This window comes from Spartobacteria bacterium UBA695 (genome assembly GCA_002298145.1).
Classification (GTDB): domain Bacteria; phylum Verrucomicrobiota; class Verrucomicrobiia; order Chthoniobacterales; family Chthoniobacteraceae; genus UBA695.
This window is the reverse complement of sequence record DBMP01000008.1, coordinates 1-14,826: the sequence shown is the minus strand read 5'-3', so window position 1 is coordinate 14,826 and position 14,826 is coordinate 1. Positions and strand designations below refer to the sequence as shown.

Below are 14,826 nucleotides of genomic sequence, written 5' to 3'. Positions count from 1 at the left end.
TTGGCAATTTGCTATAACGTCAATATCGCAATTACATATGCAAGAATGACTTTCGATGGCCTAGTTTAAGCCTCAGAGAGGCAATATTTCAGAAGATCATTTACCGGAACTTGCGCGAGGCATATACGCGTATCTGCCGCACCATAATAAATGTTCAATGTCCCATCAGGCATAACCACTGCGCCATTGGTAAAAACTACATTTGGTACCTGCCCCATGCATTCATAAGGCGTTTCCGCTTGCAGAATAAATTGCCTCGGGGCGGCGATAACCCGTTCTGGATGTTCAAGATCAAGCAGCATTACGCCAAGGTAATAGTTCTCAGTTGCGCAGTTTTTTGCCGTTGCATGGTAGACGCAGAGCCATCCTCGATCTGTCTTGATGGGGACCGCTCCGGCTCCATTTTTTTCCGAGCTCCAAGGGGTTTTTGGCAGGACTATAGGCTGCCCCTGCCCCCAATAGAGGAGGTCTGGCGAGTAGTTAACCCAAATACGGCCGGTGCCGTTAATATCCTGAGGACGCTCCAGACGTGCATAGCGGCCCTTGATTTTTTCTGGAAATAGCACTGCGTTGCGATTTGATGGCACGGAAAGATTCCCGACTGCTTCAAATTTTTGAAAGTCTTTTGTTTTTGCAGTACCGATGCAGCTTCCGTATCCACCCAGCCAACTGGCATGGGTCACATAAAAGCGTCCCTCCAAGGGGGTGATGCGCATATCGAAGCGGTTCTCCAAATACCGCGCTTCCATGTCACGCAGCGGATAGTCAATTGGCGTGTCGCAAATATCGAAATCGATTCCGTCTTCGCTCGTGGCAACGTAAAACTTGTTATCGCGCGCCATATCCTCAACCCGCAGCAATAAAAGCACACGGTCCTCAAACCAGACCGCCCCGCAATTAAAAACGGACGAACAACGTACGGGCATATCGCCGGGGCTGATGATTGGGTTTTGAGAATGCCGTTCGAGAATGCCGTTTTGGTAAAGTAAAGAAGTCGGCTGTGTATCTGATATCATGTGAGTAATTGATGTATTGTTTCTCCTGGAAACCAACTGGCGTCGAGTTGCAGGCTGAGAGGTAATCCTTCGGGATACGCAAGGCGTCGTTGTACGACTTCGGGTATGAGGTTGCCTACCTTGTCCATGGGCATCGAGAGCCCTGAAATTTGGAGAACGTTCTCTGTGCTGCTCTGTTCCTCAGCACCGTAGACTGCGATACTCACATCCTTAGGAACTCTCAATCCTGATTGTTCGAGTTGAAGAATGAGCTCCCTGGCAACCGATATACCAACACAGACAATTGCTGTAGGTCTCGGTTGGAGATTGAAGATTTCCCGACATCCCTGTCTGACCGCGTCAGTGAGGGAGCATGTTTTCCAGTCACGATCGACGAACTTAACCGGCCAATTGACAAGACCGGGATGCTGGTTGGCGAGATAGAGCCATGCGGCATAGCGAGTTCCATGCGTCGAGTGGGATAGCCAATCCGCAGTCTTGTCTGGGCTGAACGCCTCGTCAGGTTCCAGAAATGGCGCATGCCGATCCAGGATGCCGAGCCATGCGATGTGTCGGTGCCCTGCTTCATGCAACTTGTCCGCCGCTAGCGCGGCTGCGCGAGATTCATTGTAATACACCGCGTCCACCCCAAGCTGAAAATCATGCCCGCACGCATAAACGACAGGAGATCGCTTGCTAATGGCTTCGACCCAGTCCGAAGGATAGGGCTCGCTAAGAACAACACAGTGAATGAGTTCCTTATCCAGAGCCGCCAACAGATCATCCAACGCCGTGAAAGATCTGGTGAGAAGATCTCCGTTTTGATGCTGCAGAGCGCATTCGAGACCAACAATCATGTCATTACGGTAGACGCGCGAATCGCCTCGGTCCAAGTCCCCCACCGTGGGGCAGAGAAGCCTCATCCGGTGTTCGCCGCCTCCTAACATTTTGGCAAGCAAGGGAAAGAGCCGCTCTCTGGAGGAAAAATACCCGATTTCCTCTGCCTTCTCCCTTACAAGACGGCGGGTTTCCTCACTGATGCGTCCTATGCCCCGAAGGGATTTGGAGACAGTCATTGTGGAGACGCCCAATTCATCCGCAATGTCCTTGAGCGTGAGGCGATTTTTGAGTGGAGGGGTGGTCTCCATTGTTGCTTTTAGAATTTTTTTCAAGGGTGAATTGGTGTTTTTTTGGGGGCAAGAACAAGCCATGGAAAAGATGCCGGACGTTTTCCAGACGCAATTCCATCCGCAGGCCCCATCCAATACTTCCGGCCTGCTCCATCGTTGTCGTTAATGATAAAGTTGGCGGCGATGATAGCGTTCTCCATGGACTGACCTTCAGGTATTCGGAAATACGACCAAGGAACAAACAATTCGTAAATCGTTGTGGTATTCTCTCGCTTCACTGCCGCCTGAATGCTTGGGGGATCAGTTTTGGGTGGATATATCTGAAAAATCTCGGCGTTCCCTGATTTATTCAACGCTATTCCGATCTCCCTGTCGCCTGGTTTGTAGTTGTTGGAACTCTCTGCCCCAATGTCAAACCCGGCCTGCAGGCTGTCGTAGTTCCAAAAATAGTTACCACCCTCGGGTTTGGCGGCCAATACGTCATCTGTGGCGTTCACAGCCAGATATAGCCCTTCCTCGTTCCATGCATAGCCGTAACGAACGCTGAGGTCGTTGGGACCATCCCAGTGAATTGCTGGGTCAGGAGGCAGCACTGATAAACGATCATTAAGGGTGCCGTTAAGCAAGGTCGCTTCGCTTGCGGATATTTTTCCGTCGATTAATAGATCGTCCCGATTAACATAAGGTACCAAACAAAACGCCTTGCTAAAGCGGTATTCGGTATGGCCAGCAGAAGAATCGATGGAAACTGGAATTTCGAGTTTTCCGTTACGGGGAACCTCTACAGGTGCCGAAATCATGGACTGGTTGGCACCGGCGCTAAAAGTGAACTTCGTCGTAGAGCCCGCAAACGAGATTTCTGCAGTCGCTGGTTTCTGCAGAAGGCATTGAGTGGATATTTTCCAAACGCCGAGTTTTTCAGCCGAAATATGTGTAATTTGAAAAGGAACCTTGGGCTTCCATTCGGCTTTTGCCAAGGACTTGACCAGCCGCTCTCCCTCTGAGGATGGGATGGAGAGAAAAGTTGGGGTGCGAGTCAGATTTAATGCCGAGGCCCCATCAAATTCGCGACCGTAGAGATCTATTTGTTTCAGCTGTTTCGGCAGAGAACCTCGAAGGGACACCTCGTAACTGGAGGCCCAAAGCGCAATCACCGTTTGGCCGGTTGCAGAGTTTTCAAATCGGTAGGACTTCACTGCGGGGCCCAAATCAAGCAACTGTCCAGTCTCGCTGCCTTCTAGAAGGGATGAAACGGTGGCGAAGGCATTTACTGGTGCCAGCGGATGCCACTTGTGGGTTTTTCCTACATCCTTGTCGTCGGCCCCGAATAGGGAATAAGTACATCTATTTTCGAGCCAGACGACCTGTCCCGCAAAGTAGGCAAATTTCTCTACATGCGGAACAGTCTTAAATAACACCATCGCTTGGCCGCAAATGGCCGCAAAATCTCTCGATAGAGGGGAATCAGCCGGAGCTTCATTTGAAATTGCCCACCCAAGTTCCGTACACCAAACCGCCTTTCCCTTGGTGAATTGGGTAGCCATATCGGCGCACTTCTGAAGATAGGAATCCAACGGATATGAGTCAGGCCAGTCTGCTGAACCCTCCGCATTAATGAAGCGAGCATCCGTATAAGGGTGGGGGGAGAAATAATCAATACTACCCGCACAGTCCTCCAGCATTTGGCGGGCAAAAGAAAGGTTATTGTGAAAATCCACACCCGAGACACCTGCGCCGAGCACGGGGATTTTTGGGTCGGCTGCCTTGACTGTTTTGTATCCGTGTTCGAGAAAAGAGGAAGCTACTTTAGCCGATTCCCTTCGATTTAATGTTTTTGATCCTCCAAACTCCAAATCCGGCTCGTTGCTAACTTCGATAGCGAAAGGTCCTTTCGGAAGTTGTTTGAGCGCCGCCGCGATCCAATCGTCGAAAAGTCTGAATCCATCCTCCGATCCCAATTCAGCGGTATTATTCGTCTTTAGCCAATCTGGGTGATGATACAGGGCAAAAGTATAAATCATGCCAACGCCCGCTCGTTGAGCCCTTGCTCCTTGATCAATAAACTCGCCAAAGTTGAACTTTCCGGGGGCGGGATTTGAGAATTTCCAGTGAATCATGCTTCGAATGAAGCGCCCGCCGATTTTTTTGGCCGTTTCGGGATTGCCGAAAAAAGAAAACCCGAAAAATGCTTTTTCAAATAGAACATCCTGTAATGCGGGCGGGCGGACGACAGCAAGACTTGTTTCGCTGCTCGCCAAGACATCGCCATTCTCGTTGAAACAAACTGCCTTAAGAGTCGCAAAGCACGGTTCCGGCAGATCAGGTTTAAAGTCTGCTTCAACTTGACCACCTGCGGGAACCTCAATATCCTTGGCAAGTTCCTGCAGCTTTCCTTGATCTGTTTTTACTTTAACGAATATCTTTGCGGTGATCGGAGTTTTTGAGGAATTGAAAGCAACAACCTTAACTGATTTTTCCTCAGCGGGAAAAAAAACATTGTCCTCAGAGGAAGAAGGAGTAGCTATCCTTAAGAAGGGCGCCTCAGCCCGCAGGGGTGCAGAAAACACTAATCCACCCCAAATACTTGCAATGGAAATCAGAATGTAGCGATTCATGACTGTTCCTTATTTAGCTCCACTATCTTTTTTGCTTTCGCCAATATGGACGTTGTCCAGTTGTATATTAGCCTCGTTAGCAACTCCGCCAAAGCGTCTAAAATCGATCTGATTGATAGCCACAAAGGGTCTATCCTGGCCGGCGGCAATAATTTTGATGCCATCCAATACAGTATTAATCGGCTTGGCCTTCTCATAAATATACAACATTCCGGAAATGGGCCCTCCCGCAACGGATTCAGAAAGTTCAATATTTTTAAGCACTAAAGTATACCATTTCACTGACTCAATCGTTGCAATGCAGCTTTGCGAACTGCACTCAAAGGCTGTTTTTCCACCGGTCGAAACTTTGATTGTCTGAGGCTCGATTCCAATCCAAAAGCCCGAATATCCATACTGAGACACAACGATATTCAATTGACCTATTTTTCCAATGAGGCAGAAATCCACTGAAAACTCTGCCGGACCGTCGGCGGCGCGCCATGCCGCTTTATTAGATTGCCACTGAACAAAAGTGCTCGCCGACTCAATCACGAGCCCCTTGCTGTCATTGTACCCGGACTTCACTTTCACGACAGCTTTTCCATCAGGATTATCGCCTCGTTGAGACCAGTCCGGAATAGAACCAGAATTAACAAGTGTGTCGTCCGAGAGGGACTCAAAAGTCTCTGAAAATCCCCCCGCATGAGCGATACGGATGAGTGCTATAATCAAAAAAAACGGTAGTAATGAGCGCATAATATCCAGGGATGTTAAAAACAACCAGAATAGTCACAAAGTTGAGGGTGCAGATATGGGGGTTGGCTGGGGTGGAGTTCGCGCGAAACGATAGGGTTAATGTAACCCTTTTGTTTGCGATGGCAATAATTTTTTTCACTATTTTCAGCTCGCTGGTGTCGAGTTCAAAAATGCTGCTGTTTTTATCGAGAAACATCCGACAAATAATAGGCAACAGTGGAAATATCAGTCCCCTATTTCTTAAATTCTTCGCAGATAGCGCGGGATATACAGGCTGGCTGAGTTAGGTTGAAGAGGGGTGAGGTGTTCGGTCAATTCGCGTGCGTCCACCAATAATCATTGGCCAAGCGCGCTGAGGTAATAGCGGTAGGTATTTCCGACCCTCTTAAGCAGGCCATGATTGCGCAGACGGCGCAGGATGCAGGCGATCTGCGAGACCGTTGGGCAGCAATACTTGAAGTCGGCGATTGCTCAAGCCGTTGACCGTAAACTTCCATGCAGGATGCGGATGACGCTCAGGCAGGAATGGTCGGACGTTGTCTCTGTAGCGCTGTAGCCGAGCAAGTCCCGGACGAAGGGCGAGTCGACCCAGCGTGAGGCGATTGAATGTTCGCTGGGCAGGCCGTCGAAGCTACCATGTGCAATTTGAGATATCCCACCAGATCAATCCTCGGTCGCCCGCCCCTGGATGCCTCCGCGTATACAGGGCCACAGATAGCCCGCACTTCGTCCGCCAATAAAATCCGACGGGGTGGCCCTCAACAGTTGGTTGGCCTGAACCCAAAAGTTGCCCTAACTTCCGCCGCTCAATTGTGCCCTCGATGCTAATATCTCTACCGTTGCCTATTATTTATCGGATGTTTCTTAATAAAATCAGCAGCATTCTATTACTCGACACCAGCGAGCTGAAAATATTGGAAAAAATTATTGCCCTCGCTACACAAAGAGTTATTGTAACCCTCGTTTCGGACAAACTCTGCCCGCATCAAAACCCCATAACCAATATATCCCCCATGAATACCCCGTGTCCCTCCAAAAGCATTTTACCCTTCGTGGCATTGGCATGGCTGTCGGTTTGCCCCCTCCACGCCGCCACCATGACATGGAATAACGGGGCGAACACCAGTTTGTGGAATGCGACGGATGCGAACTGGAGCGGTTCAACCTGGGTCGCAAACTCCGACGCTCTATTCAACGCCACGGGCGGCACAGTGACCGCGTCGGGGGTGGTGGTCAACGACATCACTTTTAACACATCGGGGTACGCCATTTCCGGGACCTTTCGATTGGCGAATGACAAGTCAAGTGCGATCACGGTCGCCGACGGCGTGACTGCGACCATCAGCGCAATCATTGCCGACAATAGCGCCGGGGCAAGCTCACTGACCAAAAGCGGCAGCGGCACCTTGACGCTCAATGGACTCAATACTTATGGGTACGCGACGATTGTCCAGAGTGGCACTCTCAGCGTCAACACGCTTGCCAATGGCGGCGTGGCAAGCAGCACCGGCAGTTCGTCCAATAGCCCCAGCAATTTGCAACTTATCAGTGGTGCAACGCTGCTTTATACAGGGGGCGGTTCATCGACCGATCGTGCGCTGATGATTGATTATTCCGGCACCATTGATGCCTCGGGTTCGGGGGCTCTTATATTTTCGAATACAGCGAAAAGCATTACCACGAATGCGGCTACCGCGGCCAGCACCAGCCGTACGATCACACTTACAGGCACGAACACCGACAACAACACAATGGGGCTGATGATAGGTAATCCCGCTACTTCCGGAACGACAAACCTTGTGAAAAGCGGAGTCGGAACGTGGGTTCTCACCGGTAACAATACGTTTACCGGATCGACGCTGATCAATGGCGGTGTTTTGCAGATTGGCGGCATCTACGCACTGCAATATAGCAGCATCGATACCTCGGGGACGGGCGTTATTGCCATGGGCAGCGGCATCACTAATCTCCTTGTCGGCGGTCTTAATGGCAGTAAAAATCTCTCGTCGCTGATCACGGGTAACTACAACACTATTACGAGTATCACGTTAAACACGGCCAGCGGAGTCACTGATACCTATTCAGGCTCCATTAGCGACGGTGCGTTGGGAATGATCCTCACGAAACAGAACTCAGGAACGCAGACACTCTCCGGCTCCAACAGCTACAGCGGCGGTACGAAACTTACCGGCGGGCAACTGAACCTCAACAATGCCTATGCTATTGGCACTGGCACGCTGACGATTTCGGGCGGCATTCTCGGCAACACCTCCGGCGGCGCGATCACACTAGCCACGAATAACGCCCAAAACTGGACGAACGAAGCAGGGTTCAGTTATACGTCAAGCGATACGCTAAACTTGGGGACTGGCGCGGTTACACTCGGGGTGGGTAGCAACAAGTTTGTGACCATTAATGTGACTAGCGGCAATTTGGTTGTTGGGGGAGTGATTTCCGGCACTGCCGGAATTACAAAAACAGGGAATGGCTCCCTCACCTTGAATGGTTCAAACACATATACATACGCCACGATAGTTCAGGGAGGAACGTTGGCTGTTAGTACGCTTGCCAATGGCGGTGTGGCCAGCAGCATTGGCAGCTCAGGCACTAGCAGTTATCTGCTTCAGCTGTCCGGTGGGGCCGCTTTGGTTTATACGGGGACGGGGGTGTTAACGGACCGAACCATGATGATTGATACGGCCGGTATCATTGACAACGAGGGCTCGGGCGCGCTGGTCTTTTCAAATACTGCGGGCACTCTAGCGAATAACACAAGTGCCTCCGGGACGGCGAATAGAACGATTACATTAACCGGTAATAATACCGCAAACAACATCATGGGGTTGCGGATTCTCGACCCAGCCACCGGTAAAACGACGAATTTGATAAAGAGTGGTATCGGTTACTGGGCGCTTACTGGTGCCAGCACCTACAGCGGTTCGACCATTGTGCAGAGCGGTATTTTGGCGTTCAACTCGGTAGCCAGTGGCGCAGTAGCTCAAGCACTGGGTTCGGGCACCTTGGTGACATTGGGGGGGGCGGCCACCAGTTCCGGCACGCTGCAATATACCGGCGCTGCGGGAACGCTGGACAAGACAATCTACGCTCTAGGTAACGGCCTCAACACCGTGAAGAACAGCGGCAGCGGTTTGCTGATCCTCTCCGGATCTTTGGTAAAGAACGGCACGATCCTGGTCTTGAACGGCGGCTCGAGCGGCATCAACGTTACCGGTGTCATCAGCGGTTCCAACGCCAGTTACAATTCCGATCTTTATGTTACCGGCGACTCCGTCACGTTGAGTGCCGTAAACACCTACTACGGTCCCACTTGGGTTTACGGCGGTGGCGTTCTGGTCAATGGCGCAGCCAACGTGCTGCCCACCAACACGGCCTTGGTGCTCGGCGGAACAAGCGGCGGCACGGATAACAGCAGCAACACCTACAACCTGAACGGCTACAATCAAACCATTACCTCGCTGACCGGCACGGGAACCGGCATCCAGACCGTGACCAACGGCAGAGCCAACACGACGTCCACCTTGACCGTTACCGGCGGCGGAACGTATAACGGCGGCATTGTCAACGGCTTGGGCACCACGGCGCTTATCGTAAGCGGCGGCAATCTTGTGCTTGGCGGCAGCAACGGCTACACCGGCGCAACGGCGGTTACAGGAGGCACCTTGACTGTCAATGGCTCGCTCGCGGCAGGCAGCGCGGTGAGCGTCACCGGTGCGACCCTCGCGGGCAGCGGCACGGCGAACGGCAACGTGAGCGTGACGAACGGCACGGTCGACGGCACGGGATTGACCCTTGGAGCCACAACGTTTGACGGAGCCAGCACCCTGGCCGGAATCACCAATGCCACGAGTATCACTGACAACTCAGGCACCTTGACCATCAGCGGTACGACGACCAGCAGCGTGACAGTGAACAGCGGGGCGAACCTCGCTGGTCGCGGCCAAGTGATCGGCACGGTTTCCGGCAGTAGCGCAACGATCAACGGTAGCGGCCTGAGCATTGGAGCCACCACCCTAAACGGCAATAGCGCGCTGAGCGGCTATAACATCGCCAGCAGCGTGACGGTGAATAGCGGCACTACTTCTCTGACAGGCACCACACAGTCAACCGGCACGCTTTCGGTCTCAGCGGGAGCCACGTTAAACGCCAACGGCACCATTGCCGGAAGCGCCAACATCAGCGGTTGGTTGAAGGGTAATAGCACGGTGACGGAAAATCTCACCCTGAACTCCACGGCCACGCTGGTGGCGGAAGTGAGCGGAACGGTGGCGGGAATCTCCTATGACCAGGTGAAGGTCAACGGAATTGTCACCCTTGCCGGCACGCTGGATCTGAGGGATTTGGGCGGCCTGACACTGGGCAGCACCATTACCCTAATCGACAACACAGGCAGCGGCACCACGACGGGCTACTTCTCCACGATCATCACAAGCGGTTCCACCTATACGGTCACCTCGAATTCCGACTATACATTCACGGTCGGCACCACGGAATACCTCTTGAGCTACAACACGGACAGTGCCAGCGGTGCCAATTTCAACGACGTGACCCTGACGGTGGTTCCCGAACCGGGCACTTGGGTAATGCTCGTAGGCGGGCTGGGAATGCTCGCCTTTGGTCAGCGCCTGCGTCGGCGTGCGATCAGGTAAGAATCAAGGGGATCCCGCTCTATACCAGTTGGGACAAATTCAGCAGCCATAGCGCGAGGGGGGCTATGGCTGCTGTTCTTTTGCAACAGCTCTTACCACCAAGAATTCGGAATTTCTACAACTGCCCGATAAACTTCAATATTTCCAGCCCCACAATTCTCTGAAACACCGCCCCGATTGCAATCAGCCGGATTACCGCATCGAATCATTGAGAGCGAAATACATGGCCGCCTCCTGAGCCCCCAATATGAATATCCCCCCTTCAAAAACATTTGTTGCCCAGCTTCCCCCGGAATCTTCTGCTGAATCCGCCAAAGAGCGCATCTCAAAGAAAGTATACTCGGCAGGAACCCTTCAGTATACGCTACGCGGGCTGGTTGTCCTCTTTCTGTGGCTCCTGTGGGGCGACTTCGCCTTCACCTTCTTCGAGCAAATCTTCGGCCGGTTCATCCCGCTTTATCTAAAAGATCTGCACGCCTCCAATTCCCTCATCGGCATCATGACAGGGAGCTTCGCTGGGCTCGTCAACATCCTATTCCTCCCCAATATCAGCCAATGGAGTGATAACTACCGTAGTCGGTGGGGCCGCCGCATCCCGTTCCTCTACGTCGTCACCCCGCTCACCGTGGGAGCGCTAGTAGCCGTTGGTTTTGCCCCCGAAATTGCCACTTGGTTTGATATCCATATCCTTTTCCACCTAGCTCCAGCTGTCTCCATCACGACAGTCATTCTGACCCTCCTTTGCACATTGGTCGTCTCCTTCCACTTCTTCAACATGGTGTTGGTAAACGCCTACAATTGGCTCCTGCGCGATGTGGTTCCCCTGGAACTCATGGCCCGCTTCCTCTCCTGGTTCCGCATCGTCGGCACCGTCAGCAGTGCCCTATTTCTCTGGTTCGTTTTTCCCCATGTGATTGCCCATCGCAAGGAAGTGTGTCTAGGTGTCGGCGTCTTTTACCTCATCTCGTTCATGCTGATGTGCCGCCACGTAAAGGAAGGCGAATACCTACCCCCTCCGCCTGTCGAAGACCGCCCCGGTATTCTGAAATCCTTCGCCATCTACTTCCGGGAATGCCTATCCATCCCGATTTACCGCAACTTCTTTATCGCCTTCGTCCTCGCCACCTGCGCCGGATCTTGTGCCGGTCCTTTCACCGTGCTCTTTAATCGCGACACCCTGAGCATCAGCATGGACAACATGGGCAAAGTATTTGCGTGGGGTTCGGCGGCCTCCGCCGTGGCCTACTTACCTATGGGCTGGCTCTGCGACAAGTACTCCGCCTTGCGCGTTGTTTTATTAGCACTCGTCGGCCAGATTCTTGGAGCCATCGGCACCTATTATCTAGTCAACGATAAAACCAGCTTCCTCATTTGCACTCTCATCGTCGCCATCCCCGGCGTTGGGTGGGGATTGGGATCGCAAGCGATGACCATGAAGATATTCCCCGAGGAGAAATTTGGCCAATTTTCATCCGGCCTCAACGTCTTCGGCTGCGGCGCGCTCATCTTGGGTAACTACCTTGTGGGCCAATTCATGGACTTGGTCCACAGCGACTACCGGATGATCTATTTCTGGAGCGCCGCGCTTTTCGCGCTATCCATCTTTCCCATGTTCCTAGTCTACCGGGGCTGGAAGCAGCACGGCGGGCCCCATCACTACGTTGCTCCACTGCCCAAAGAGCACCGCGACATCATTTTCGTCGGCCCGCCCGCCTAAAGCCACCTCGCGCAAGCCATCGAAGTCGAAGCCGTCAAAGCATCAAACCGATTTGTAATCAAGCCACTGAGCTGACACGTTGCGTAGGGGACGTTCTGCGCCAGAGCGCGTGGAAACTTGCTCCCACGGTCCAAGCTCCTGCGCAATGCACTGCTGCGACCACGCTTATTCGTGTAAATTACGGATCGTTTCTTGATGACTCACTTTGAAGACGTTGGACATGCGCCCCATTCCAACCGCCTTCAGGCGGTCATACGGAGCCGTTTTCGCCCCTCATAGGTGGTACATTTTGAATGAACCACTTCATTTCGACCTTACTTGGTACACTTTGACTGACCGGCGACACCGAGCGTCAACCAAGGGCAGAGCCTACCCAGAAAACAGCCCCAAACAGGGTTTTGCGCTAGAAAAACGCGCCCCTATCCGAATTCGGATGTCGCCTGCTAATCCATATTACCCAGACATCCGCGCCCCCTTAAAAAATCGGCGTTTTACGGACAAGCAGACAGAGGTTCTCCCGGAACAATAGCACCGTGATGTTGTAGTAGGCGAACTAGATTAGCGCGCGGGATGTCTCGGATATCCCGATCCAGCGCGACAGACAATGCAGCAATTGCTCCTGCTGCCTGGCCCATAGCCATGCATGAGGCTTGGACTCTGTAGGCAGAGCTCGCCCCCTTATCTCCAGAGATACAGCGTCCGGCCACAATCAGCCGGGTCGATCCCTTGGGAATCATCGCCCGCAGGGGGATGCTTGGCACCACACCTTCCGCCAGAGGGCGAACGTCGACTCCATTGCCATCTTCCCGGTGGATATCAATGGGATAATAACTGTGGCAAACCGCATCTTTCCATAGGCGTCCTGACTGATAATCTTGGATCGTCACATCCGCCTCGCCTTCAATCACACAACTTTCGCGGATGCCGCATTCTGTTGCGCTGTCTTCGATAGAGAACTGTTCTAGCCCTGGCTGCTGATGGAAAAATCGGTAAATGCGTAAAACGGCCTCCCGTGCTTTGAGTTCCGCTTCTGATTTTCCCTTGCTGGTCGAGGCATCGATGCCAGTAATATGAATGCAGTTTTTCCCATAAGTATGGAGAAAGTGCTCGACGGACATCTCCTTGCCCCCCACATCACCGGGGCGGACCTCTCCAGTCTTTAGCGCATCGTTCCATGCCTGCTGGATGAGGGGGTAATGGAGGGTCGCTGGATCATAGCCGCTACATTGGAGCATCAGTGTTCCCGGTTGGAGTGCGGAATTCTTTCGCAGAGGGAACCCGGCCATCCGCACGGCATTGGCATCGCCCGTTGCATCGATGATGACTTTGGCTGTAATGGACATGAGCCCCTCCTTGCAGCAGATTTGGAGATTCCACCGCTGGCGTGCTTCATCCCATTCCACGGCGGCAGGCATGCTGTGGAAAAGCAGATCTGCACCCGATGCATGAGCCTTTGTGTGGGCAAGCGCACTAAACAGGGTACGGTTGACCGGGATTTGCAGCATCCAATGAGGTCGATAGTAGTTGGAAAAATCCGGAAGAGATTGCCCACTCAAGGCCGCCGATTGACTGACCAGTTCCCAGCCTATCCCCGCGATGATTTGGCGCCCCCACGCATGGAAAAGTCCTGGGAAATTGACCCCCCCGAGCGTGATGGTTCCACCTAGGGTTCCGCTCTTTTCAACGACAAGGGTGCGAGCCTGGGCGCGGGCGGACTGGATGGCGGCAATCGCCCCAGCTGTTCCTCCTCCCATCACGACCACATCATAGTGGGGTGTATCTGCGTTTGGATTCATCGTGACCTCCCTCGACTTGAGCTCCGTTTCGGATTTTCCCTTGCGGCTCGAGCATTGATGCCGGATAGCTTATTCGATTTTGCAAACTTATTTCTATGCGATCTCATTGATGTCCTACCGAGCGTTAAAAGTAGCGGATCGTTGGCTAGAGTCTAGTGGGTCGATTATCCTGAGTCAAGGGGTTCCCCTGACGTTGCCTCGGAAAACAGGACCGGTGAAACTTGAGTGATTCAAGGTATAAGGGGTTCTCCGAGAAGAAGGAGACCCAATGAAAAAAAGATACAGCGAAGAGCAAATCATCTACGCGATGAAGCGATTGGAAACCGGTACGAAGGGGCTGGAAGTGTGCCGGGAAATGGGAATCAGCGAACAGACGCTTTATAACAGGAAGCGTAAATATGCCGGGATGGGAGTGGGCGAGCTGCAGCGTCTGAAGCAGCTCGAAGAGGAGAACCGGAAATTAAAGCAACTGGTAGCCGACCTGAGCCTGGATAAACACATTTTGCAAGAGGTCATCTCAAAAAAGCTCTGAAGCCTGCACGCAAGCGGGAACTGGTTAAGCAAATCACAGAGCGGTTTGAAATCGGCTCCCGGCGGGCATGCAGGCTCTTCATGATGAACCGGGCACATTCTACTATCGAAGCCAGGCGAAAGATCTAAGTGCATTAAAAATGCGACTGAGAGATATCGCCATGACGCGGGTGAGATTCGGCTATCGACGGCTGACGGTCATGCTGCGCCGAGAAGGATGTACCGTAGGGAAAAGGCGAGTATACCGGCATTACAGCGAGCTTGGATTGCAGATGCGAACCAAGAAACGCAAGAAGCTGGCGAGCATGCAGCGGGGTCTTGTTGAAGCGGCCCAAGCTCCCAATCAGAGATGGTCAATGGACTTCGTAACCGACCGGTTGGAAAACGGCCGATACTTCTGCACGTTGACGGTAGTCGATCAGTATACGCGGGAGTGCCCTGTGCTGGAAGCGACCGAATCGCTTACCGCGTCAAAGGTGGTGTATGCATTGGATCGAGTCGCGGCGGAGCGCGGCTATCCCCAATCAATCACGGTGGATAATGGGACAGAGTTTTGCAGCCGAATCATGGACGGCTGGGCGTACCAGCATGGAGTGAAGCTGGACTTCATCCGACCCGGCAAGCCGGTAGAGAACGG

At 52.8% G+C, this 14,826-nt stretch carries 9 protein-coding genes; 4 read left to right on the top strand and 5 right to left on the bottom strand.

The features are described 5' to 3' along the window. Positions 1–65: 65 nt before the first annotated feature. The 4 genes from B2828_RS03885 to B2828_RS03870 are packed head-to-tail and all read right to left on the bottom strand — an operon-like array spanning position 66 to position 5,478. Positions 66–1,016 carry a glycoside hydrolase family 130 protein gene (locus B2828_RS03885; protein ID WP_479632378.1) on the bottom strand — a complete coding sequence of 317 codons (951 nt, stop codon included), beginning with the start codon at positions 1,014–1,016 and terminating at the stop codon, positions 66–68. After that, on the bottom strand, positions 1,013–2,167 hold the full coding sequence (locus tag B2828_RS03880) for a LacI family DNA-binding transcriptional regulator (RefSeq protein ID WP_479632377.1): 1,155 nt from the start codon (positions 2,165–2,167) through the stop codon (positions 1,013–1,015). The genes B2828_RS03885 and B2828_RS03880 overlap by 4 nt, the downstream gene beginning before the upstream one ends. Then, positions 2,164–4,740, bottom strand: a complete 2,577-nt coding sequence (locus B2828_RS03875; protein WP_479632376.1) for a sugar-binding protein — start codon at positions 4,738–4,740, stop codon at positions 2,164–2,166. Before B2828_RS03875 ends, B2828_RS03880 begins: the two co-directional genes overlap by 4 nt. A 9-nt stretch (positions 4,741–4,749) precedes the next feature. Continuing rightward, positions 4,750–5,478 carry a hypothetical protein gene (locus tag B2828_RS03870; protein WP_479632375.1) on the bottom strand — a complete coding sequence of 243 codons (729 nt, stop codon included), beginning with the start codon at positions 5,476–5,478 and terminating at the stop codon, positions 4,750–4,752. A 1,013-nt stretch (positions 5,479–6,491) separates the two neighbouring features. Between B2828_RS03870 and B2828_RS03865 the strand changes: the two genes are divergently transcribed. Further along, positions 6,492–10,145 (top strand): beta strand repeat-containing protein, encoded by a 3,654-nt coding sequence (locus tag B2828_RS03865; RefSeq protein WP_479632374.1) that lies wholly within the window; start codon positions 6,492–6,494, stop codon positions 10,143–10,145. A 247-nt stretch (positions 10,146–10,392) separates the two neighbouring features. Further along, positions 10,393–11,862 carry an MFS transporter gene (locus tag B2828_RS03860; protein WP_479632373.1) on the top strand — a complete coding sequence of 490 codons (1,470 nt, stop codon included), beginning with the start codon at positions 10,393–10,395 and terminating at the stop codon, positions 11,860–11,862. A 491-nt stretch (positions 11,863–12,353) separates the two neighbouring features. Here B2828_RS03860 and B2828_RS03855 read toward each other — a convergent pair whose 3' ends face one another. Further along, a complete protein-coding gene (locus B2828_RS03855; RefSeq protein WP_479632372.1) occupies positions 12,354–13,658 on the bottom strand; it encodes an FAD-dependent oxidoreductase in 1,305 nt (434 codons plus the stop codon). Between the two features lie 268 nt (positions 13,659–13,926). On the opposite strand from B2828_RS03855, the gene B2828_RS03850 reads away from it, so the two are divergent. After that, positions 13,927–14,190, top strand: coding sequence for a transposase (locus B2828_RS03850; RefSeq protein WP_479632371.1), 264 nt, complete (start codon positions 13,927–13,929; stop codon positions 14,188–14,190). A 67-nt stretch (positions 14,191–14,257) separates the two neighbouring features. After that, on the top strand, positions 14,258–14,826 hold a 569-nt coding region (locus tag B2828_RS03845; RefSeq protein WP_479632370.1), incomplete at its 3' end, for a DDE-type integrase/transposase/recombinase.

Excerpts from the sequence above, each read along its gene's own strand:
- B2828_RS03850 (WP_479632371.1), top strand. The coding sequence starts at position 13,927 with ATGAAAAAAAGATACAGCGAAGAGCAAATCATCTACGCGATGAAGCGA.
- B2828_RS03885 (WP_479632378.1), bottom strand. The coding sequence starts at position 1,016 with ATGATATCAGATACACAGCCGACTTCTTTACTTTACCAAAACGGCATT.
- B2828_RS03875 (WP_479632376.1), bottom strand. The coding sequence starts at position 4,740 with ATGAATCGCTACATTCTGATTTCCATTGCAAGTATTTGGGGTGGATTA.
- B2828_RS03855 (WP_479632372.1), bottom strand. The coding sequence starts at position 13,658 with ATGAATCCAAACGCAGATACACCCCACTATGATGTGGTCGTGATGGGA.
- B2828_RS03860 (WP_479632373.1), top strand. The coding sequence starts at position 10,393 with ATGAATATCCCCCCTTCAAAAACATTTGTTGCCCAGCTTCCCCCGGAA.
- B2828_RS03870 (WP_479632375.1), bottom strand. The coding sequence starts at position 5,478 with ATGCGCTCATTACTACCGTTTTTTTTGATTATAGCACTCATCCGTATC.
- B2828_RS03865 (WP_479632374.1), top strand. The coding sequence starts at position 6,492 with ATGAATACCCCGTGTCCCTCCAAAAGCATTTTACCCTTCGTGGCATTG.